Source organism: Listeria sp. MAN/IMW/UF464, from assembly GCF_058683955.1.
This window is the reverse complement of record NZ_JBZWZP010000003.1, coordinates 492,819-514,704: the sequence shown is the minus strand read 5'-3', so window position 1 is coordinate 514,704 and position 21,886 is coordinate 492,819. Positions and strand designations below refer to the sequence as shown.

The following is a 21,886-nucleotide window of genomic DNA, read 5'->3' as shown; positions in this document are numbered from 1 at the left end:
AATACTTATTCAACACCGTGAATAAGATTCCTTGCGTCAAATTGACTTCGCTAGCAATTAAATTACTAGTTTGTTTTTGTTGAAAACAGCTTTCTGTTTTCTGCCCTGCGATTACCAGTGAGACTTTGCGTCTCATTGCTTTTCGTCTTCTTTTTTGTTCAGTTTTCAAAGGTCAGTTTCTTTTGCTGCTAAAGCGTTTGTCCGTATCAGCAACGTTTATAAATATACCAATATTTTTGCCTTTCGTCAATACTTTTTACAAAGTTTTTATAATAAATATGGAATTATTTTCTCTGCTAGAGTTTTATAGGCTTTTCCTGCCTCACTAGACTCGCCATAGATAGCTGATGTATAGCCATTTCCATTGAAATCTGGTTGTTCGATTGGTAATTGAATTAAAAGTTGTGTTTCTAGGTCAGCTGCAACTTTTTCTCCGCCACCTTGTCCAAATATTTTTAAGATTTGTCCATCTTCAAGTTTTAGGTAGGACATATTTTCAATTACGCCAATAATGTTATGGTTATTTTTCGAAGCCATATATCCCGCACGTGATGCAACTGATGCCGCTGCGAAATGTGGCGTTGTAACGATAATTTCATTGCATTTTGGAATTAAGGTGTGAATATCTAGAGCGACATCCCCAGTTCCAGGTGGCAAGTCAATTAGCAAGTAATCTAATTTTCCCCATCTCACTTCTTCTAAAAACATCTTTATCATTTTTCCTAGCATCGGGCCACGCCAAATAACTGGTTCGCCAGACTCTACAAAGAAATCCATCGAGATCATTTGGATACCGTTTGTTTCTACAGGGATAATTTGTCCATTTTCTTTACGCGGGGATTCTGTTGTTCCTAGTAATACTGGGATACTGAAACCATATATATCTGCATCAAGCAAGCCTACTTTTTTACCCTGTTGAGCTAAGGCTATCGCTAGGTTTGCTGCGACAGTCGATTTCCCAACGCCTCCCTTGCCACTTGCTATTGCTAAAAATTTAGTTTGGCTAGTTTCTGAAAGGATGTTATCTCTTGCTTGAAAAATGCGGTCAATTACTGCAGCCGGCAAGTATTCAAGTTCAATATTGATTTCATTTACACCGAATTGCGTTAGAAGTTCTTCTATATTATGAACAAAATGATCTGTTTCTATCGCTGGATCCGCTAAGGCAATTTTAATATTTGCGCTTTCTCCAAGGACCTGCACTTCTAAAATACCTTCTGTTTCTTCCAAACTAGCTTCCAAAACAGGATCTTGCAGTCGATATAATAATCTAGTAATTTGTTGTTCGTTTAACATAGTTACAAACCTCCATAAATGAATGCGCTGACATACTGAATATTATAGCATGGCTCCTTCTTTTTTTCACATATTCAATATTTATGTGCTTCACTCTATAAATAATTTCACAAATTTTACACATTTTGGCAATTGACGTTAAAGCTATATATACCAGTCACTTCAGCATTTTGTCTTTGTTTCGTCATCGAACTGTAATAGAACTATTTCTTTATTTATTGCTAAAATAAGCGCAGATATAGTAAAAAGGAGTGCGTTCGATTTTGGAGAGAAAGTTTATAAAACCAGGGATTATCTTGCTCATTGTGGCATTTTTAGTAGTTTCTTTAAATGTTGGAGCAGAAACGGGAAATTCAAGAGTTGCTCAAAATTCATTAACTTCTTCGCAACAAGCATTTATCGATGAGATTTTACCTGCTGCAGAAGACGGTTACCGAGATGGCAAGCTTTTGACTAGTGTAACTCTTGCCCAAGCTATTTTAGAATCTAACTGGGGTAAAAGTGGTTTAAGCAAGAATTCTAATAACTTATTTGGTATTAAAGGTCAGTATGAAGGTAAATCTGTTTCTATGGGGACGATGGAAGCATCTGGGGCAACTACGGCTGATTTCCGCGTTTATCCTAGCTGGAAAGAATCAATTGAAGACCATACAAACTTAATTACGCAAAATGCACGCTATCAAGGTGCTGTAGGTGAAACTGATTATCGTAAAGCCTTGCAAGCGATAAAAGATGGCGGTTACGCTACCGCACCCGATTATGTTTCTAAATTAGTCGCTATTATTGAACGTTATAATCTGGATCAATACGATGTTGTTTATGATAAAATTGAATACCAAAATAAAATCGCTGCTATAGGTACAGTCAATGCAAATAAAGAACAAGAAACGATTTGGTCTGCACCATTTAATACTACTAATTCTGAGGAAGTCGGAACATTAGAGAACTATACAAATCGCAATTTAGAAATTTCTTGGGAAGCGAAAACAGAAAAAGGTTTGTGGTATTTTTTACGTGAAAACAATAAAGACATTGGTTGGGTAAATAGCTCGGCGCTTACTTTGAGTTATCATCAAAATAACGACGAAAATGTTGATACAACAAAATATGTAGATGACTTAAATGCTCATATTTATCGCTTACCTAATCCGGAACAGCAGTTTGACAATGGTACAATTGCAAAATATGACCGAAAAGCACTTCACGCTGATAAGAAAATAACACGTGATGGTTATGCATGGTTCCGTCTTTCCGAAAGTAGTAAAGTAATCGGCTGGGTTCGCTCAGACAAATTGAACGACCGCTTATATGATCGTATCACGGAACAAAGTAGCTTTGATGGCTACGCGACTGTAAGTATGTCGGCAACAGATAATGTCTGGAGCGCCCCTTTTAATACAAAAAATGCGGAGAAACTTGCCCCGCTTAGTGACTATGACACTGCAAAACTAGAATTAGTTACACGCGCCAAAGTCGGAAACACGCTATGGTACGAATTTAAAATAGACGGCGAAGTAGTTGGTTGGGTTAGTGAAAAAGATGTAAATATCATTTATACTCCTGAAGCTGAAAAACCAATAACTCAAGTCTCCTATTTAAAAAATCCCGCAGCAATGCTTTACAACAAACCAGTCGAAGCAACGAGCGCTGAAACAAAAGCAGTCGGTTTCTATTATGGTAAATTGCTGATAGTAGATAAAGAAGCGACGATTCAAGACGAACAGTGGGTGCATATTAAAGAAAATAATAACTCCCTCGGTTGGATTAAAGCAACAGATATTCAAAGTTAATAACAAAGAGACCCCAGATAAATGCTAGGGTCTCTTTTCATGTATTAAATATTCATTTTGCGGCTCGCCATCCATTTAACCATTTCTGGATCTGCATGAGAGAAAAATTGACTTTCGCCCTGATTTAAAGTCGCAATCGCACTCTTATCTTCTTCGGACAGTTCAAAATCAAATACAGCTAAATTTTGCGCCATTCGTTCAGGTTTTACAGACTTAGCTAAAACAATAATATCCTGTTCTATTAACCAACGTAAAATCACTTGTGCTACTGATTTCCCGTATTTTTCGGCAATTTTAGTCAAAATCAGATTGGTGAAAATATCATTTTTCCCTTCCGCAAAAGGAGCCCACGCTTCAACAGCCACGCCTTCTTTTCGTAAAGCTTCAATATTCTTTGATTGTTGTTGGAAAGGGTTGATTTCGATTTGATTAACTTGAGGTGTTATATCATTGAAGGCAGCTAAGTCAACTACTCGGTCTACACCAAAATTCGATACACCAATAGCTTTAATTTTACCTTGAGCTTGTAGTTCTTCCATCGCCATCCAAGCGCCGTACACATCATTATATGGTTGGTGAATTAGTAATAAGTCAATATAGTCTAGCCCAAGACGTTTTAATGAGCGATCAAATGAACTCATGACTCCTTTATAACTAACATTTTCCACCCAAATCTTTGTTGTGATAAATAACTCTTTGCGATCCACACCAGATGCGGATATCCCGCGCCCTACCGCTTCTTCATTCATATAACTTTGCGCAGTATCAATATGACGATACCCAGCAGCAATCGCCTCTTTGACTGCTTGTTCCGCTTCACCAGCATCAGTAATTTGGTACGTTCCAAAACCAAGAATAGGTACTTCTACACCATTATTTAATTTCACTGTTTTCATTTAAAAATCCTCCTCTTATCTTTAAAGTTTGTCCCGTTCCCATAATTTTTCTACATTATCTGCAGTTAGTTCCCCTGTTTTAAACTGGGCAATGTGACTATCGTACGTATCGATTTTGTATACAAGTAAATCTCTAACTTGTTTCATCTCAGCTAGTTTTTCGTCTAATTCTTTTAGTTGGTCAATTAAAACTTGTTTTTGAGCAGCTTCGACATTCTCTGTTTCTCTTAGTTGGGCAAGTGTCGCAAACTCAATTAAAGATTCCACTGACAACCCCGCATTCCGCAAACTCTTCACAAGATAAACCCAGTTCAAGTCGCTTGTCTTATAGTCTCTGTAGCCACTTTCATTACGATGGACAGGTGGAATAACCCCAACCCGCTCATAGTAACGCAATGTATCGACCGTAAGCCCAAACATCTCGGCCGCTTGTTTGATATTCATCATCGATCACCTCACTTCGTCTTTACATATTGAATTATAAACCCTGGAGTTCACACCAAGGCAAGGGTTATAGGTTTATTTTTTAGGGAAAGAAAAAACTCTCTGCAGATGAGAGAGTTTTATTTGTTTAGCAGGATAATTTTTTGAATGTATTTGGGGTCTATTTGTCCCGGTGAGGTTTCTTGGATTGGGTAATCCTTGGTTAAAATAATTTTGACATTGTCGTTTTTGTTTAGTTCGGTTAGTTTTATTTTGTTTCCGTTTTTGTCGTAATATTTGTCTGCGATGCCAAAACGTATTGCGGATTCTGGATTATCCTTATCATTTTTCTCTTTGAAATTGTTAATTAAAATTGCATTTGTTTCTACTTGCTCTATTATACCTGTTGCTTCTGTATATTCTATTTTTGTTTGTTTTTCGGTGGTGGAACATGCTGTCAGTAGTAAGGTTATACATAAAATAAAAATGATTGAGGTTTTTTTCATGAATGGAGGCTCCTTTTTATTTTAAGTGATATATGTAAAAGTCTTATTTTTAATTATTAATAGTTCTCTGTCTCTTAAAATCAACTTTTCTGGTGTTAAATTTTCTATGGCTAATTCTGTTTTATTCGTCAAAGGTAAATTTTCTTCGCCGTTCCATGAAGTGTATAGTTCAAGAGTATCGCTTTCTTTACTAACTTTTATAATGTAATCGTGTAGTATTTTTAAACTTTTAGATTCATAATCATTATTTTGCTCTTCGCCTTTTAACGGCAATTTCCCTTCACTTATAGCGACTTGGAAATTACAGGTTGGGTTAAAATATTTGGAGTAGGAAAATTTTTCATTTGTACGCTCATCAATATTTTCTTCAAAATTCAAGCTCAGGAAGTCTAAGTCGTTTTGATATATATAATTTGTCTTATTTTTTAATGCTACTTTTGAGGCGAGGTAGTGGTATTGTGTCATGTGTTGGGGCCTCTCTTTCATAATGGTGTAACTTTTTCTAGCTGGAGTAGATTGAGAGATGTGGTTTTTAGTATTCGAAATAGCATAGCTCTAAAACTATTGCATAGATACTAATGTTTCCACTTGTGTTTTGTTAGCATTCAAAATAACACAGCTCTAAAACTTTATCTGATTACTTATTAACGCTGGCGTAAGTTTTGTTAGCATTCAAAATAACATAGCTCTAAAACACAGTAACACGCATGCGCCACGAATTTTTGGTTTTGTTAGCATTCAAAATAACATAGCTCTAAAACGGTGCCAGCTTGATAAGTAGATTCACTGAAGTTTTGTTAGCATTCAAAATAACATAGCTCTAAAACCATCGACCCCTTCGTTCCTACGATTATTACGTTTTGTTAGCATTCAAAATAACATAGCTCTAAAACTCTTTCTAAAAAAGAGAGCCGCGAAGCTCTGTTTTGTTAGCATTCAAAATAACATAGCTCTAAAACTATGGCTGTAGTATTCATCTGGATGGTGAAGTTTTGTTAGCATTCAAAATAACATAGCTCTAAAACAGAATATGGTATTGAAGTGTCGAGTCAAAGGTTTTGTTAGCATTCAAAATAACATAGCTCTAAAACACCATGCCGCGAATGAGTTTGACGAAGATTGTTTTGTTAGCATTCAAAATAACATAGCTCTAAAACTTGTCTTTGACTATTTCACGTAACTGTTTGGTTTTGTTAGCATTCAAAATAACATAGCTCTAAAACCCTGTTTTTCTGCATCCCAGACGGACTTAAGTTTTGTTAGCATTCAAAATAACATAGCTCTAAAACGACTGGACGAGTTTGCTAGAATTCAATGCAGTTTTGTTAGCATTCAAAATAACATAGCTCTAAAACCGACGTGGGATAAAAACCTTCTGGTAACGTGTTTTGTTAGCATTCAAAATAACATAGCTCTAAAACGAACTGACAATGTGCTAATCGTTGGTGAGGGTTTTGTTAGCATTCAAAATAACATAGCTCTAAAACTCACTGTGAACATATACCGTTGCTACAGCAGTTTTGTTAGCATTCAAAATAACATAGCTCTAAAACTTAGGAGGAGTGGGAAATGAATAATTTGGAGTTTTGTTAGCATTCAAAATAACATAGCTCTAAAACCTCGTAGAATTTTTTATTCTCCTAGATTTCGTAATCGCGCCACTTATCCATAGCAAGATTTCAATTTTGAATGCTTATTTTATGGTTCACATAAAATCTATTTAGTTTTCAAAGATCATTTGAACTCTACATTCCTTTTTCAACTTGTAAAAAATAATCTGAATCTAGGATAACCTGCGAAAACCCTTCTACTTTTCGAGGTTCAACAAATAAAACTTTTACTTGGTTTAACGAGACATAGCGCCTTAGCTCTAGTAACTCATCTTCTGTTAAATAGGCACATACATTAATAAAAACCAACAATTTTTTCTTTGATAAGTATTTATAGACTTGTACTATTTCAATTAATTTTTCAAAAACGGTATCACTTTTTGTCTCTATCTTGATACCCAAAGCTTTGAATAATTCAATAACTGTAATTTCATCTTCCTCTAAATCCAGTTCATGTTCCAGAAGCTCATAACCAATCAACTCGCTAATCGTCGCAGTCAGCTTATCAATCATTGATTTTACTTCCGGCTTTTCATTAAGTTGCTGTTCTAAATCAGCATAAATCAGTTTTAAAGTTGCCAGAGAATTAATATCGTGTCCCAATACATCTGTAATCAACATTAGTTCGCTACTTTTTAAAGGCTGTTGTTTCGCACCAAAAATCGTTAATTCTTCTGTTTCGTCGTATTGATACAACCACTTAGTAACATTGGCAAAAACACGCACATCTTCTATTGCAAATATGGTCGAATCTTTAATAATTATAGGCTCGTCAAGCAGTTTGAAATTAAAATTCATCCATATCATCTCCCAAGAAAATAAGTCTCGAATCCGAATTACCTACACTTTTATTCTGTTCTCCACTTAAATATACCATGCGCGCAAATTGTTTTTCCGTCACAGTTAATAAAGTAATCAACCCTTTTTTAGGATTTTGCTGTTTCAAGCGAGCTAGCATAGCTTTACTAGCTGTTCCATTTAATAAAATTTTACTATAAACGGAATATTGATGCATAATAAAGCCTTCACTTAATATAAAGCGTCGGAATTGACGATAGGCTTTTCTTTCTTTTGCGGTATCTGTCGGCATATCAAACATTAATAACATTCTCATATATCGATAACTCATATCCTAAATTCAGGAACTCCTTCCCTTTCTTCATTTAAGACCTTTACTATCTTCTTAGTATAATCACTTGCAATATTGGTTAAAAACATATGCTGGTTATTATAGTCAAACTGCTTGATGAACATTTCGAATAATGAGCGTTTGATTACTTGAAAATCCTCGTTGCGTTTTTCATACACGATTTGATCCACTAGTGGTCTAAAAGGTTCCATTAAATCACTGGCAAAATTGAAATCGTTAAATTGATTAGAATGTTTTAAACCTAATTGCGTCATACATCCTGATTTCACCAATTCTCTCGCAAAAACACTTAGCAATAATGTATAACCATAATTCAATCCGCTATTAATGTCATTTTCCTGTTCCCTCGTAAAATCATTTCCAAAAAGTTGATTAAAATATATTCTAGCTGCGTGTCCTTCACGATTGGTCGGATCAAATGTCTCTAAAGTTTCATGTAGCTTTATCAATGAATCGGCCTTCTCATCGCAATTCAACATAGATAAAAACGTACTCTGATTTAAGATCTTTTGAGAAATAATTTCAGTCCATACAGTTGCCTTCGACTCAAACTCCCATTCCAATTGCTTCGATAATTGCAAACTACTGTCATGCCGCCCATAAAAAGGAAGTACCTTTCCAATAGGCAGTCGCTTATCATCACAAAAAAGAATCAAAATATTTTCAGCTACTAAGCAGTTAATTAACATCGTAGTCAAAGTAATATCTGTTGTCTCTAATATAAGTACATCAATTTCTGATAGATGAATCATTTCCTGTTGATAGGCAGATTTAAAAACAAGATGGTGGTTTTTATACGATAGTTTCGAATGAGAATTTACAACAACTGTCCGCCATCCCATTTAGTCATCCAGCCTTTTTCGTGATTCATATAGTCCAGTGATTGATTGGTAAATTATGGTGGAGCTTAATAGTTCTTTAAGATTCTTATACCTTTTACGTTTAAATTTAGTTTCAAAAAATTTAAACTCATGGGGAGCACCATAAGCATTGAGCTCAATTAAACTAACGAAAGACTGCGCAACAACTTTAATGTCGCATTCTTTATTTTCTTCAAAAAGCAAATTAACTTTTTTTAGATAAGCATCGGCTAATGTATATCTATTCGCAAATTCTGATATATGTGTTAATAACTCTCCAAATTCATCTCTATGCGTTTCAATGTAAGCTAAACTTTTCCCATCACTAGCTTCGCATTTTCCTGCGTGATAGAGCAAGGTAATTAAATGCTTCGGCAAGACCATTTGATTACCTTTATGAGCTTCATTCGCACTACCTAACATTCTACGACGCCCGTTCTCACATTCATATAAAGTGTACTTCGGTATTTTCATGAGTACCTTAGATTGACGATACCCTTTTCCTTTTAAGAATGCTTGCTCATCTTTTTCGAATGTAGCACGCTCCATAATGTTAATCTGAATTAGTTTTTTCTCAATAACTGTCTTCTTTTTCCCCTTCACATGTTCGATGATAACTGCATATGCCATATTAGGGCTATCAAGACCACCATATTTCATCGGATCCCAATTAGTTTTTCTAGGAATTAATTTACTGGAATTTCCTTTGGGCTTAATTGTAGCTTTTGAAAATTCTCCTTTTTGAATTTCTGTTTTCTTAACAATATTCATTTGTCGATAACTCATGACTTTTTTGACAGTATCTAAATATTTTTTATCCCAAAGAATTTCACCGTTTTCATCTATTATTCGATCTTTTTGCGCAAAGAATAACATGATGTTTGTATAGAATTGTTTTTTCGCCGTGGCTTTATTCGCTTTAAACCAATCAAATTGATGGTAATCTCCGTAAACAAATTCTGGCTCTAATTGAGGATATACTTTTAATAACGTATTCGCGACTACCCCATTTAAGTAAGCATCATGGGCGTGGTGATAATCATTAACATCACGCACCTTGTACAATTGAAATTGCTTACGGAATTGGCTAACCAGTGCAGATTTTAATGTTACAATTCGAACTTGCTTCATAGTATTCCCATGATCGTCTTTTTCATAATTAAAACGTTGATGTAAAATATTAGCTACATTCTTCGTTATTTGACGAGTTTCCACTAATTGCCGATGAATAAATCTCGCTTTATCCGCTTCTGTAAGACCACCACGTTCAGCTTTAGTTAAATAATCAAATTTACGTTTACTCATCAAATTCCCTTGGTATAACTTCTCCCAGAATACTTTTCTCTTTCGAACGATCTCTAGTGGTGGAACATCATCCCCTTTTTCCCGATTCCCAGCCGAACTCGTTAACACAAGATTATCAATGGAGTTATCTGTTATAAAACTCTGTGGCACAATATGATCAATATCATAGTTAGAAAGATTATGAATATCTAGGTCTTGTCCAGTATACATATCCTTCCCATTCTGTAAATAATACAAATACAATCTATTATTTCTTAATTCTTGATTATCAGTCGGATGCTCTTTTAGAATTTGACTACCAAATTCTTTAATCGCTTTTTCTAATGATTTATAACGTGGTCTAGAATTATTTTTTCCTTTTCCTGTTGTTTGATTTTCTCTTGCCATTTCTACAACAATAGTTTGAGGTGGGTAGCCCATTATCCTAACAAGTTCATCGATAATTTTCAAGCTTTGTAGAATACCTTTTTTTATAGCCGGGCTACCAGCAAGGTCTGCCACAATACTTTGAATATCTTTATCTGCTGTAGTTACCTGTTCTTTTTCAATTATTGATTTAAATGATAAATTACTGTCATTTATAAGTTGCATCAGATTACGATTAAGTCCATCATCATTCATCAAATAATCTAAAATAGTTAAGTGAGATTGCTTATCACGAATTCCCATTAATAACTTAGCTGATAACCTTCCCCATCCTGTATAATGTCGTCGTTCTAATTTTTTCAAAACAACCCCATCTAAAACATCAGAAAATTGCTGTAACTGCTCTTTAATCATACGTTTATCTTCAAACACAGTTAAAATTTTGACTATATTTTCTAGCATTTCTGTATTTACTGGGTTATCAAGGATTTCTTGTTTTATCCCCACCTTGAGTAAATCATGGTAGGTAGAATAACTTGAATTAAACGAGTCTTCCAGGCCTTCAATAGTTGGACTTTCAACATGGCTCATATTGCGTAAGAACAGCTCTAAATCCTTCTTTTTAACTTTACGCTTTTGCTTAAATAAGTCATTAAAAATCTGTTCTTTTTCCTGCCCAGAAAAATAGCTAGTCTTCCCTTGGTCATTAATGTATCTAACTTTGGTTAACTCATTATAAACCAAATATTTTTGATAACAGAGACTGTGTTTAGGCAATACATTTTCTTTAGGTAAATATGTATCTTTATTGGTCATCTTTTCAATGAAATCGACCGCTGACTTACCGAAATCCACTTTCTCTTCTATATTCCACGGTCTAATCTCACCATCAGCTTTTCTTGTTAACCATGCGAATTCGCTCTGTCCGTTAGCTAATGGACCAACAAAATATGGAATTCTAAAAGTTACTAAACTTTTGATTTTATCATAGTTTTCTTTTAAAAAAGGATAATATTTTGCTTGCTGGTGCAAAATGGCTTCTAATTCTTCTAAATGTAATTGATGCGGGATAGCCCCATTATCAAAGGTTCGTTGTTTTCGTAAAAAGTTTTCTTTTTCTATTTTAGCAATAAAATAATCGGCGCCTTCAATGTTCTCTAATGTTGTTTTCATGTATTTATAGAAGTCTACCTGCTTTGTTTTACCGTCTATATAACCTGCGTAACCATGTTTTTCGGTATTACTAAATATTTCTTCATAGTGTTTAGGAAGATGAAGCTTGATAAATGCTTTCAATTCCCCTAAATCTTCTTCATGTGTATCAAAACGTTCAATCATACTTGCGGATAACTTCGCGTTTGTTTCAGCCTCAGCCACTGTGATAATACTAGATAACACCACAGCACTATATGCATTTTTCGCTGCAACAAAAAGTTCCGCATATTCATCTCCAATTAGCGCTAACAAAGACTCTAAATCTTCTTCATAGCTATCTTTCGCACATTCAATATCCGATTTCTCAATAAGATCAAAAGGCTTTTGAAAATTCCCTTTACTGCCTACAATCAAGCTGATAAACTGAGCAAACATTCCTGTAGATTTTTCACCAGGGTATAATTTTAAAATTCTCTCAAGTTTTTCTTTTCGCGTAACTTTTTCAACGAGAATTTTAGCTACGTCCTTATTATCTTCCAATTTTTTTAGCGAACCATCTTCAATGCCACTTGCAAATACTTGATTATATGTTTGTATAAATTGCTTATATATTCCATCAATAGAAGTATTTTGGGTATCTAATGCTCCCTCAATTAAAAAGTTCCCTCGATATTTTATAATATGAGCTAAAGCTAAATAAACTACTCTTAAATCAGCTTTTTCTGAAGAATTAACGAGTTCTTCTCTCAAATGATAAATAGTCGGGTAGTTTTTATGGTATTCTACTTCTTCCTCTATAGTCGCAAAAAAAGGATGACGACTATTTCTTTTTTCGTTATCAACGTAAAAGCTATCACTTAATCTACAAAAGAAATTTGCATCCACCTTAGACATTTCTTCCGCAAATATCCCTTGTAAATATGAAATACGATTGCGTCTTCTCTCTATTCTCCTTCTAGCTGTCCTAGTCATTCTTCTATCAGCTGCCGTTTGACCCTCATCAAATAGTCTAACTCCCCAGAAATTTTTCTTTATCTGTTTTTTCTCAGAGTCTCCAGCAATTTTCATTTTCCTCTTCACTAAATCATATTGATCTGTTAACACTGCCCATCCAACCGAGTTTGTTCCTATGTCTAGTCCAATCGTGTACGGTTTTTTCATTTTTTTCATCCCTTCAATAATTTTTAGTTGCATTCTTTTTATAATTTGGTACAATGTATGTATTGTTAGTATTCAAAATAACATAGCAAGTTAAAATAAGGCTTTGTCCGTTATCAACTTTTAATTAAGTAGCGCTGTTTCGGCGCTTTTTTTGTACACTTTTTTAAGAACTGAAAATTGCAACAATCCCTTATTTCTATGTATATTAAGATATACCATTTATACTAGTAATCACTTCATCCATCTATTTATCTAACTATTATGAACCTTAAATTATTATAGCATATTTCGATAAATTTGTTATAATAATCACAATAAAACATTCAAACCAAATTTTTTTAGAATCGTGTTTCTGCATGGTTCCTTTTTACTTTTCTCGTATATTTAAGCAAACAAAAAAAGCACCAGCAAAAGCTGGTGCTTTGAAACGATTTGATTAACGTTTTGAGAACTGAGGTGCACGACGCGCGCCTTTAAGTCCGTATTTTTTACGTTCTTTCATACGTGGGTCACGAGTAAGTAGGCCAGCAGATTTAAGTGCTGGGCGGTACTCAGGAGCCACTTGTAATAGTGCACGAGCTACACCATGACGGATAGCACCGGCTTGACCAGTGTAACCACCACCGTGAACGTTTACTAGTACATCATAGTTACCTAAAGTTTCTGTAGCTACTAAAGGTTGTTTGATAACTTCACGAAGAGCTGCAAATGGGATGTAATCTTCCCAGTCTCTATTGTTAATAACGATTTTGCCGTCGCCTGGTACTAAACGTACGCGAGCTACAGAGCTTTTACGACGACCAGTTCCGTAATATTGTACTTGAGCCACTTAGTATTCCTCCTTTATTAATTAACCGCGTAATTCGTATACTTCTGGTTTTTGAGCTGCATGTTCGTGCTCAGATCCACCATATACGTGTAATTTTTTGAATAATTGACGTCCAAGAGAATTTTTTGGAAGCATACCTTTGATAGATAGTTCTAATAATTTCTCAGGATTGTTTGTACGCATTTCACCTGCAGTACGAGATTTCAAACCGCCTGGATATTGAGAGTGACGGTAGTAAATTTTGTCAGTAGCTTTTTTACCAGTAAGACCAATCTTACCAGCGTTGATGATGATTACAAAGTCTCCAGTGTCGATATGTGGAGTAAATTGTGGTTTGTTTTTTCCGCGAAGAATTGAAGCAACTTCACTGGATAAACGTCCTAAAGAAACACCAGTAGCGTCGATAACGTACCATTTACGTTCTACTTCGCCGGGTTTCGCCATATAAGTTGTACGCATGAATTACCCTCCTAAATAAATTGAAACAAATTAGCTCCCGAAAACTGTTCCTAATTCCCGAAATGCTATTCTATATTTTTATTGTTTAAACACAACAACCTTCCGGGGCTTATTGTGGGGCAAACAATACCATAGTCCATAATACAGTTTTTAGAGTAAAAAGTCAATGCGTTCTGTAAAAAAACATCCAATTTTTATTCATAATCAACTCGCCATAAATACAACCCTTGTGGCGGCGCAGTTTTACTAATTAATTTTTGGCGATCATGCGCTAATAAGGCCTTCGTAATATCATCTGGAGAAATCCGGCCTTGACCTGCATCAAGCAATGTCCCTGTCAAAATCCGCACCATATTATACAAAAAGCCATTCCCTTGAAACGCAATCACTAATGTCTCGGCATCCTCTTCATAAAAGTCGATACTATAAAGCGTCCGCACTTTAGAATCCCGCTCCGTTCTAGCCGAACAAAAACTAGTAAAGTCATGTTCGCCAATTAGGCGTTCGCTTGCTTGCTTCATTTTTGCAATATCTAATTCATATGGATAATGTAGCGCAAAGTTTCGACTAAAAGGATCAAAAATTTTCGTCCGTTTTATAACATAACGATATTCTTTTCCAACCGTGCCAAATCTAGCGTGAAAATCGGCCGGGGCCTCCTCAACCGTTAAAAAACTAATATCAAACGGCGTCATCACTTGCAAAGCTTTTTGGAATTTTTCTGCTGTAATATCCAGTTCCGAATCAAAATGGATTACCTGTCCTTTCGCATGAACGCCGGTATCTGTTCTTCCTGAAGCTGTAATCCGAACGCTCTTACCTTTATGCATTTTTTCAAGCGCTTTTTCAATTTCCGCTTGGACCGTCCGCGTATTCGGCTGCACTTGGTATCCGAAAAAACCACTTCCGTCATAAGAAATTATTGCTTTATATCGTGTCATCCATTTCAACTCCGCAACCAAAATAATAATCCACTTAACACCGCTAAAGAAATTAACAAGAATGTATCCGCGAATCGCCAGTGTAACAAACGAAATCTCGTTCTCCCTTTACCACCACGATAACCGCGGGCTTCCATTGCAATCGCTAAATCTTCCGCACGTTTAAACGCACTAATAAAAAGTGGCACGAGTAGCGGAATAATCGCCTTGATCCGGTCACTCCATTTTCCACTCGTAAATTCAACGCCACGAGCTTTTTGCGCTTTTAAAATTTTCTCCGTTTCATCCATCAATGTTGGAATAAATCGCAAGGAAATACTAAGCATTAAAGCCAGTTCATGCACTGGTAAATGTACCAATCGAAACGGCGCCAAAATTTTCTCAAGACCATCTGTCAGCTCAATCGGGCTTGTTGTTAATGTTAGTAGCGTCGTCATAAAAATAATGAGAACAAAACGACAAAACATCATCGCCCCGTTCGCCAGTCCGAGTGTTGTTATTTGTAAAAGTCCTAAATCAACTAAAACTGTCCCGCCTTTTGTAAAAAAGACTTGCAGCAATAAAGTAATTAAAATAAGCCAAAAAATCGGTTGTAACCCTTTAATAAAAAATAAAAATGGCACTTTCGAGGTTAGGACTAAATACAAAACATACGCGAACATAAGCGCATAAGTCAGCCAATTGTTCGCTAAAAAGACAATCGCGATAAACGCCATAACAGCAGTGATTTTCGCACGTGGGTCAATTCGATGTAACCAAGAGTTTCCCGGGATATAACGCCCGAGAATCATTTTATCCATCATAATTAAGCCCCGCCCTTCGCTAAGTAAGGCGCCATTTCAGCTGTTAATTCAGCAATTGTTAAACAAGTTTTTGTTAATTTAACATTAAACTTGCGCTCAAAAAGCCCTTGGAATCTCACCACATCCGGAACAGATAAGCCAAGATCCACAAGTTCATCTGGCTTCGCAAAAATTTCCCGCGGCGATCCAATTTTCAGAACCGTTCCAGCTTTCATTAAAACAATCTTTTCAGCGTAACGTGCAGCATCTTCCATACTATGTGTGACAAGGACTGTCGTTAGTCCTTTTTCTTTATGAAGGTTATAGAACATCTCCATAATTTCTTCGCGGCCATGAGGGTCTAGTCCTGCAGTTGGCTCATCTAACACAAGTACTTCTGGATCCATCGCTAAAACTCCAGCAATTGCTACCCGGCGCATTTGTCCACCAGAAAGTTCAAACGGGGAACGTGACAAAATTTCTTCTGTCAGCCCTACTTCATAAATTACTTTTTTAGCCCGAAGTTTCGCATCTTCCTCAGAAACGCCAAAATTCATTGGCCCAAAGCAAATATCCTTCTCGACCGTTTCTTCAAAAAGTTGTGCTTCCGGGAATTGGAAAACAATCCCAACTTTTTTGCGTAAATCGCGTAGTTTCTTTTGTTTAACTCCCGCGACAATTTCTCTATCACCAACCGTGATTTTACCTTCAGTTGGCATCAAAAGCGCGTTAAGATGTTGTAGCAATGTTGATTTCCCAGAGCCAGTATGACCAATAATTGCAGAATAGCTACCAGAATCAAAGGAAACATTTACATCAAGCAATGCTCTCTTTTCAAAAGGGCTATTTTTTTGATAACAATAACCTAGTTGTTCGAGTTTAATTTCCATAATTGATCTAGTAATGCTCCTTCCGATAGCACGGTACTCCCTGTTTCAAAGCCACCTGCAACTAATTTTTCTTGTAATTCAATAATAAATGGAACGCCTAAGCCAATTGCTCGCATTGCATCTGCTTGCTCGAAAATTTCTTTTGGCGTGCCTTCACTGTGTATTTCTCCATTATTCATAACAATGACCCGGTCCGCAAAAAGCACTTCATCCAAATCATGCGTAATAGAAACAACGGTAATATCCTCTTGTTCGCGCATAATCCGAATAGTCTCCATTACTTCGGCGCGCCCTCTTGGATCAAGCATGGAAGTTGCTTCGTCCAAAATAATCACATCTGGTTGAAGCGCCAAAACACCCGCAATAGCGACACGTTGCTTTTGACCACCAGAAAGTCTAGCGGGTTCATGTAGCGCGTAGCTTTGCATACCAACCTCATTAAGCGCCGATTCCACTCGCTCCACCATCGTATCATGTGGGACTCCGTGATTCTCTAGCCCAAACGCAACATCATCCTGTACAGTTGCACCGACAAATTGGTTATCTGGATTTTGAAAAACCATTCCCACTTGTCGTCTAATTTCCCATATATTTTTTTCAGACAAAACAAAGTGTCCGATTTTAATTAAGCCATCTTCCGGAAAAAGTAAGCCGTTTAGTAATTTCGCAATAGTGGATTTACCTGAACCATTATGACCAACTAGCGCGACCCATTCCCCTTTTTGAGCAGAAATTGATACATCTTTGACTGCATATTTTTCCGTATCCTCATATTTATAAAAAACGTGCTCTAATCTTACAAAACTTTCTGCCACGCCTAACACCTCACTTTTTGACCATTCATTGTTTATTATAGTATAAACATCCATCTGGCGCAAAATTTCCTTTTTGATTGTTTTGCTTTTTAGCTAACGGGAATATATTAACGTTAAGGATGTGATAGCTATGTTAGCAGATTTTATTTTACGCCTTGTTGTTGCTGGTCTCCTTGGAGCAGTTATTGGACTTGACCGAGAAATTCGGGCAAAAAAAGCCGGATTCCGGACACATTTTCTCGTTTCACTTGGTAGTGCTTTAATTATGATTGTTTCTCAGTACGGTTTTTCCGAAATCGCCACTATGCAAACTGTATCATTTGACCCTAGTCGTGTCGCTGCCCAAGTGGTAAGTGGTATTGGCTTTATTGGCGCTGGTACGATTATTATTCAAAAGAAATTTGTTCGTGGATTAACGACAGCGGCAGGACTTTGGGCTACAGCAGGGATTGGTCTCGCTGTTGGTGCTGGTATGTATTGGGTTGGAATTGCCGCGACATTACTCACACTCATTGGTTTAGAATTTCTCAGTATCATCTTTAAATCCGTTTCGCTCCATACAACTTCACTTATTTATTCCACTGATAAACAAGAAAATTTAGTAAAAATCACTGACAAAATCCAGCAAAATAAACAACAAATAATTTCGTACTCTAGTGAAAAAGAATTGGTCGGAAAAAGTCTATTTATCCGGGTCAATATCGTTGTAAAAACCAAGAATAAGAACGACGAATATGAACTATTTCACTTTATTCAAACGCTTCCCGATGTCACGATTGAAAAAATGGAATAAATTAGATATTTATAGCACATTTTAATTAATTTGTTCACAGAATATCCATTTACTTACATCTTCTCGTTTTGCTATAATTCACCCGTCAACACTAACAGAATAGAGAGAAGGGATGAGATGAAAAACTTTGTAACTTCAGAACGTTCGATTCATAAGATGGATGAATCAGCAAAACCTGTGCTTACAGTCAAAGATGGCTCCGTTGTGACAATAAAAATAAAAGATCACTTCAATGGCCAAATCAACAAAGAACAGCTTCACTACGGGGAAATAGATTGGAAGCAGTTTTCGCCCACCACAGGTCCAATCTGTATTGAAGAAGCGCGCCCAGGGGACTTACTCGCAGTAACCATTGAAAAAATCACCCTCACAAGTAAAGATGTCGTTTTATTAAACGGACCTACTATCGGTGTAACAGATGATTTACTACCAAATAATTGTATCCGCCGCTATAAAATCAAACAGAATAAGATTATTTATTCCGATGAAATCCACGTACAATTACAAAAAACAATTGGTCTATTAAAAACCGAATCCATTTATCAAACAAAACCATTTCATATGCCTACTAAACACGGCGGGACACTTGACTCTCCCGATATAACAGAAGGCGCTACAATATTTTTACCAGTAGAAAAATTCGGGGCAATGCTCCATGTAGCTGATATAAGAGCAACTACAGGTTTTGGAAAAACAACTTCAACCAGCGCGGAAGTCCCTGCAGAAGTAACATTACGGCTACAATTACTCAAAAACAAAACAGCCCCAACACCGATTATTATCCATAAAAACAACCTAATCTGCCTCGGCTCTGAACTCACTACCGAAAAAGCAACAAAAAAAGCATTACAAAACATGTTAAACGTACTAATGGAATCAGATAAAATAACGCTAGAAGATGCAATATTTTTATTATCTTTACAAGCTGATTTTGAAGTTTGCAGGCTAAACAAAGCAAGCGTCACAACAAGTATCAAGCTTCCATTAAGTAGTTTCCCAGAGATGCCTTTCCTATAAAAAGAAGCCCGTTCGTAAAAGTTATCGCGAACGGGCTTCTTTTAAATTTGTTCAAAAAAACTTCCTTGGTATTTTTTATGAAGAAATCTCGCTAATTTTCTTGCTTCCGTTTCAACAAATTTTTGGTTTTTCTTCGTCATTTTTTTAGTAAGAAAGAAGGTGAACGTTACGTTATCCCCTGTTATCTTATATCTCCAAGTTCCGTAAAATAAGCCATTTATAATTAAAACAGCCTCAATTTGCCCAGCTGGACGCCAAATCAAACTTGTTTCAGTTGCATCAGCTAACCAGTCTTTTTTCCCGTAGCTAACAAAAAGTGGATCGAATTTTCCTAGTAAAAGCGGCCGTTGTTGTTCTAAGTCAGTTTGAATTTCTGTTTTGCTATAGTAAACCTGACCATCCTCACCTAAGTAACTAAAATAATTTTCAAGAGCCGCCTCAAGTGTTTGTTGGAATTCATACTTCCGCAGGCCTGTCCAATGTTTGAAATCTCGAATTGTAGCTGGACCGTAAGCGCTAAAGTAACGGTCAATCATTACCTCAAGTCCACCTTCATTATGACCAGTTTCTAGCCAATTAGCTTGTTTTTCTGCACTAATCCAGTTTCTATGACTATAAAATCTTGTTTTAGGTGATTCCGGTACACAAAAGAGCGTGCCATCAAGCGATCCTTGAATAAAAACACCACCCCATAGCATAAGTTCTTTAGCGTGCTGTCCTAATAATTCAGCAAATGCTTCTTTCGGTATTTTCTCTTCGCTTAAAAGAAGTTGCTCCATATCCTCCAGCAGTAAGTCTAAATCATGCCCAAGAGAGTCAGCGTGCTTTTTTAACCAATTATTCTTATCCGAATAAACATCATGCACAAAAAACCAGTCAGAAGGCGTATACATATGCACAGTCATCCTTTGACCCCATATTTTAATTAAATCTTTTTGATCATAATCATATTGAAGTTTTTCTTTTGTGAGATCAGGCACCCGGTTAAACAAACTAATTTCACCAAACTGTTGATACTGTGATTGAATGCCAAATAACGCACGAGAAGCATCCGGTGCGCTAGAAAATTTATTTTGTAATAGACCTGAATTGTATAACCGATTTTGAGCTATTTGCGAGTTAGTGACTGATTGCATACCTAGTTCCCCCTCGAAACAAATCTTTGAGGTTTACTATAGATGCTTTCAGAATAAAAGGCAAGCGAAAAAATATAGCTTTTCAAGTTTGACCCACAGACGAAACATGTTCGTAAAGCAGGTCAAACAAAAAAAGCCTGCCTCCTAGCCTATGGTTAAATAGACTAGGAAACACAGAGCTAGACAAGGAAACACGAAGTCTCCATATCATGACACTCCACTTGCTTTAAACGTTTTATTATTAAACTAATTCAATAATAACCATTGGTGCGCCGTCACCGCGACGTGGACCTTTTTTCAAGATACGAGTGTAACCACCTTGACGTTCCGCGTAACGTGGAGCAACATCATCAAATAGTTTTTGTAGAGCGTATACAGGACGGTTTTTCTTCACAGTAGAACCATCTTTACCTTTAGCATCTACTTGTACTACTTCTACAACTTCATGACGGATGAAAGCAGCTGCTTGACGACGAGCGTGCAAGTCTCCTTTTTTCCCAGAAGTGATTAGTTTTTCAACAACTTTACGAATCTCTTTAGCGCGAGCTTCTGTTGTTTCAATACGTTCATGTACGATTAAATCCGTTGCAAGATCACGTAGTAACGCTTTACGTTGTGAGCTTGTACGACCTAATTTTCTGTAACCCATGGAATTGCCTCCTTTATCAGTTTTCGTTTCTTAGAGATAAGCCAAGGTCAGCCAGTTTTACTTTAACTTCCTCAAGCGATTTACGGCCCAAGTTACGGACTTTCATCATATCGTCTTCGGATTTGTCAGCAAGTTCCTGTACTGTGTTGATTCCAGCGCGTTTCAAACAATTATATGAACGAACAGACAAGTCTAATTCTTCAATAGTCATTTCAAGCACTTTCTCTTTATGGCTTTCTTCTTTTTCAATCATAATTTCAGCTTTTTGTGCTTCATCTGTTAAATTAACGAAGATACTTAAGTGCTCAGAAAGAATTTTAGCTCCAAGTGAAACTGCTTCTTCTGGGCTGATACTTCCGTCAGTTAACACATCAAACGTAAGCTTATCATAATTAGTTGATTGTCCAACACGTGTATTTTCCACTTGATAGTTCACACGGATAACCGGTGAAAAGATTGAATCGACTGGAAGTACACCAATTGGCATATTTTCGCGTTTATTTTGATCAGCAGGTGTGTAACCACGACCACGAGTCGCATTTAAACGCACATGAAATTTAGCATTATCACTTAATGTAGCAATGTGTAAGTCGGGATTTAAAATCTCAACGTCGCTGTCATAATTAATGTCAGCTGCAGTTACTACACCAGGACCTTGCATATCGATTTCTAATGTTTTTTCTTCATCAGAATAGATTTTTAGCGCAAGTTTTTTAATATTTAAAATCATGGTTGTTACATCTTCTACTACACCTTCAATTACAGAAAACTCATGTAAAGCTCCATCAATTTGGATAGAGGTTACTGCTGCACCTGGAAGAGAAGATAATAGAATACGACGTAAGGAGTTACCCAAAGTTGTACCATATCCACGCTCAAGTGGCTCTACAACAAACTTTCCATACTTGGCATCATCGCTGATCTCAATCGTCTCGATTTTTGGCTTTTCAATTTCGATCATTCAAATTTACCCTCCTTCAAAACGTCTAGAATATCAGTCTTTATGTCAAACTCTCTGCCTTGATAGTTAAGACAGTAAAAATCTACTATTGGCAAA

General features: G+C 36.3%; 21 protein-coding genes and 1 CRISPR repeat array. Of the genes, 3 read left to right on the top strand and 18 right to left on the bottom strand.

All coding sequences use genetic code 11. The annotated features are described in order from the left end of the window. Positions 1-267: 267 nt before the first annotated feature. A complete protein-coding gene (locus tag AC4PG0_RS12555) occupies positions 268-1,296 on the bottom strand; it encodes an Mrp/NBP35 family ATP-binding protein (protein ID WP_160464569.1) in 1,029 nt (342 codons plus the stop codon). A gap of 263 nt (positions 1,297-1,559) precedes the next feature. Between AC4PG0_RS12555 and AC4PG0_RS12550 the strand changes: the two genes are divergently transcribed. Continuing rightward, a complete protein-coding gene (locus AC4PG0_RS12550) occupies positions 1,560-3,086 on the top strand; it encodes a GW domain-containing glycosaminoglycan-binding protein (RefSeq protein ID WP_492167596.1) in 1,527 nt (508 codons plus the stop codon). A gap of 44 nt (positions 3,087-3,130) precedes the next feature. Here the strand turns inward: AC4PG0_RS12550 and AC4PG0_RS12545 are convergent, their stop codons facing one another. The 14 genes from AC4PG0_RS12545 to AC4PG0_RS12480 all read right to left on the bottom strand — a co-directional run bounded on the left by AC4PG0_RS12545 (position 3,131) and on the right by AC4PG0_RS12480 (position 17,234). Further along, entirely contained in the window at positions 3,131-3,982 is an 852-nt protein-coding gene (locus AC4PG0_RS12545) for an aldo/keto reductase (protein ID WP_492167595.1), read from the bottom strand. Between the two features lie 21 nt (positions 3,983-4,003). Then, positions 4,004-4,426 (bottom strand): MerR family transcriptional regulator, encoded by a 423-nt coding sequence (locus tag AC4PG0_RS12540; protein ID WP_185325265.1) that lies wholly within the window; start codon positions 4,424-4,426, stop codon positions 4,004-4,006. A 119-nt stretch (positions 4,427-4,545) separates the two neighbouring features. Continuing rightward, on the bottom strand, positions 4,546-4,911 hold the full coding sequence (locus AC4PG0_RS12535) for a hypothetical protein (RefSeq protein ID WP_492167594.1): 366 nt from the start codon (positions 4,909-4,911) through the stop codon (positions 4,546-4,548). 21 nt (positions 4,912-4,932) lie between these two features. Beyond that, positions 4,933-5,376, bottom strand: a complete 444-nt coding sequence (locus AC4PG0_RS12530) for a hypothetical protein (protein WP_492167593.1) — start codon at positions 5,374-5,376, stop codon at positions 4,933-4,935. A 61-nt stretch (positions 5,377-5,437) separates the two neighbouring features. Beyond that, positions 5,438-6,530: direct repeats of the CRISPR family, unit length 36 nt; unit sequence GTTTTGTTAGCATTCAAAATAACATAGCTCTAAAAC. Positions 6,531-6,656: 126 nt separating this feature from the next. Further along, positions 6,657-7,319 carry a type II-A CRISPR-associated protein Csn2 gene (csn2, locus tag AC4PG0_RS12525; RefSeq protein WP_267667254.1) on the bottom strand — a complete coding sequence of 221 codons (663 nt, stop codon included), beginning with the start codon at positions 7,317-7,319 and terminating at the stop codon, positions 6,657-6,659. Beyond that, complete coding sequence (gene cas2, locus AC4PG0_RS12520) at positions 7,309-7,650, bottom strand: CRISPR-associated endonuclease Cas2 (RefSeq protein ID WP_045554502.1); 342 nt, start codon at positions 7,648-7,650, stop codon at positions 7,309-7,311. The genes csn2 and cas2 overlap by 11 nt, the downstream gene beginning before the upstream one ends. Next, positions 7,647-8,513 (bottom strand): type II CRISPR-associated endonuclease Cas1, encoded by an 867-nt coding sequence (cas1, locus tag AC4PG0_RS12515; RefSeq protein ID WP_194318506.1) that lies wholly within the window; start codon positions 8,511-8,513, stop codon positions 7,647-7,649. The genes cas2 and cas1 overlap by 4 nt, the downstream gene beginning before the upstream one ends. Further along, on the bottom strand, positions 8,514-12,518 hold the full coding sequence (gene cas9 / locus AC4PG0_RS12510; RefSeq protein ID WP_492167592.1) for a type II CRISPR RNA-guided endonuclease Cas9: 4,005 nt from the start codon (positions 12,516-12,518) through the stop codon (positions 8,514-8,516). A 436-nt stretch (positions 12,519-12,954) separates the two neighbouring features. Further along, positions 12,955-13,347, bottom strand: coding sequence for a 30S ribosomal protein S9 (rpsI, locus tag AC4PG0_RS12505; protein WP_003726075.1), 393 nt, complete (start codon positions 13,345-13,347; stop codon positions 12,955-12,957). 21 nt (positions 13,348-13,368) lie between these two features. Then, positions 13,369-13,806, bottom strand: a complete 438-nt coding sequence (gene rplM, locus AC4PG0_RS12500) for a 50S ribosomal protein L13 (RefSeq protein ID WP_003764106.1) — start codon at positions 13,804-13,806, stop codon at positions 13,369-13,371. Positions 13,807-14,000: 194 nt separating this feature from the next. Continuing rightward, positions 14,001-14,747, bottom strand: coding sequence for a tRNA pseudouridine(38-40) synthase TruA (gene truA, locus AC4PG0_RS12495; RefSeq protein ID WP_003764107.1), 747 nt, complete (start codon positions 14,745-14,747; stop codon positions 14,001-14,003). A gap of 5 nt (positions 14,748-14,752) precedes the next feature. After that, entirely contained in the window at positions 14,753-15,550 is a 798-nt protein-coding gene (locus AC4PG0_RS12490) for an energy-coupling factor transporter transmembrane component T family protein (protein ID WP_003768449.1), read from the bottom strand. Positions 15,551-15,552: 2 nt separating this feature from the next. Continuing rightward, complete coding sequence (locus tag AC4PG0_RS12485) at positions 15,553-16,419, bottom strand: energy-coupling factor ABC transporter ATP-binding protein (protein ID WP_003764109.1); 867 nt, start codon at positions 16,417-16,419, stop codon at positions 15,553-15,555. Beyond that, on the bottom strand, positions 16,395-17,234 hold the full coding sequence (locus AC4PG0_RS12480) for an energy-coupling factor ABC transporter ATP-binding protein (RefSeq protein ID WP_492167599.1): 840 nt from the start codon (positions 17,232-17,234) through the stop codon (positions 16,395-16,397). Before AC4PG0_RS12480 ends, AC4PG0_RS12485 begins: the two co-directional genes overlap by 25 nt. A gap of 130 nt (positions 17,235-17,364) precedes the next feature. On the opposite strand from AC4PG0_RS12480, the gene AC4PG0_RS12475 reads away from it, so the two are divergent. Next, positions 17,365-18,027 (top strand): MgtC/SapB family protein, encoded by a 663-nt coding sequence (locus tag AC4PG0_RS12475; protein ID WP_492167591.1) that lies wholly within the window; start codon positions 17,365-17,367, stop codon positions 18,025-18,027. A 117-nt stretch (positions 18,028-18,144) separates the two neighbouring features. Then, a complete protein-coding gene (locus AC4PG0_RS12470) occupies positions 18,145-19,044 on the top strand; it encodes an acetamidase/formamidase family protein (protein ID WP_492167590.1) in 900 nt (299 codons plus the stop codon). A 41-nt stretch (positions 19,045-19,085) separates the two neighbouring features. On the opposite strand, the gene AC4PG0_RS12465 is transcribed toward AC4PG0_RS12470, so the two are convergent. From AC4PG0_RS12465 to AC4PG0_RS12455, 3 genes are all read right to left on the bottom strand, one after another. Next, positions 19,086-20,180 (bottom strand): winged helix DNA-binding domain-containing protein, encoded by a 1,095-nt coding sequence (locus AC4PG0_RS12465; protein WP_492167589.1) that lies wholly within the window; start codon positions 20,178-20,180, stop codon positions 19,086-19,088. Between the two features lie 241 nt (positions 20,181-20,421). Beyond that, positions 20,422-20,829, bottom strand: coding sequence for a 50S ribosomal protein L17 (gene rplQ / locus AC4PG0_RS12460; RefSeq protein ID WP_003768456.1), 408 nt, complete (start codon positions 20,827-20,829; stop codon positions 20,422-20,424). Between the two features lie 16 nt (positions 20,830-20,845). Further along, on the bottom strand, positions 20,846-21,790 hold the full coding sequence (locus AC4PG0_RS12455) for a DNA-directed RNA polymerase subunit alpha (protein ID WP_003723676.1): 945 nt from the start codon (positions 21,788-21,790) through the stop codon (positions 20,846-20,848). Positions 21,791-21,886: the final 96 nt, after the last annotated feature.

Bases quoted from the DNA above. Each gene is read 5' to 3' on its own strand.
- AC4PG0_RS12455 (WP_003723676.1), bottom strand. From the start codon at position 21,790: ATGATCGAAATTGAAAAGCCAAAAATCGAGACGATTGAGATCAGCGAT.
- cas1 (WP_194318506.1), bottom strand. From the start codon at position 8,513: ATGGGATGGCGGACAGTTGTTGTAAATTCTCATTCGAAACTATCGTAT.
- cas2 (WP_045554502.1), bottom strand. From the start codon at position 7,650: ATGAGTTATCGATATATGAGAATGTTATTAATGTTTGATATGCCGACA.
- csn2 (WP_267667254.1), bottom strand. From the start codon at position 7,319: ATGAATTTTAATTTCAAACTGCTTGACGAGCCTATAATTATTAAAGAT.
- AC4PG0_RS12535 (WP_492167594.1), bottom strand. From the start codon at position 4,911: ATGAAAAAAACCTCAATCATTTTTATTTTATGTATAACCTTACTACTG.
- AC4PG0_RS12540 (WP_185325265.1), bottom strand. From the start codon at position 4,426: ATGAATATCAAACAAGCGGCCGAGATGTTTGGGCTTACGGTCGATACA.
- AC4PG0_RS12555 (WP_160464569.1), bottom strand. From the start codon at position 1,296: ATGTTAAACGAACAACAAATTACTAGATTATTATATCGACTGCAAGAT.
- truA (WP_003764107.1), bottom strand. From the start codon at position 14,747: ATGACACGATATAAAGCAATAATTTCTTATGACGGAAGTGGTTTTTTC.
- rplM (WP_003764106.1), bottom strand. From the start codon at position 13,806: ATGCGTACAACTTATATGGCGAAACCCGGCGAAGTAGAACGTAAATGG.
- cas9 (WP_492167592.1), bottom strand. From the start codon at position 12,518: ATGAAAAAACCGTACACGATTGGACTAGACATAGGAACAAACTCGGTT.
- AC4PG0_RS12485 (WP_003764109.1), bottom strand. From the start codon at position 16,419: ATGGAAATTAAACTCGAACAACTAGGTTATTGTTATCAAAAAAATAGC.
- AC4PG0_RS12490 (WP_003768449.1), bottom strand. From the start codon at position 15,550: ATGATGGATAAAATGATTCTCGGGCGTTATATCCCGGGAAACTCTTGG.
- AC4PG0_RS12475 (WP_492167591.1), top strand. From the start codon at position 17,365: ATGTTAGCAGATTTTATTTTACGCCTTGTTGTTGCTGGTCTCCTTGGA.
- rplQ (WP_003768456.1), bottom strand. From the start codon at position 20,829: ATGGGTTACAGAAAATTAGGTCGTACAAGCTCACAACGTAAAGCGTTA.
- AC4PG0_RS12545 (WP_492167595.1), bottom strand. From the start codon at position 3,982: ATGAAAACAGTGAAATTAAATAATGGTGTAGAAGTACCTATTCTTGGT.
- AC4PG0_RS12530 (WP_492167593.1), bottom strand. From the start codon at position 5,376: ATGACACAATACCACTACCTCGCCTCAAAAGTAGCATTAAAAAATAAG.
- AC4PG0_RS12465 (WP_492167589.1), bottom strand. From the start codon at position 20,180: ATGCAATCAGTCACTAACTCGCAAATAGCTCAAAATCGGTTATACAAT.
- AC4PG0_RS12470 (WP_492167590.1), top strand. From the start codon at position 18,145: ATGAAAAACTTTGTAACTTCAGAACGTTCGATTCATAAGATGGATGAA.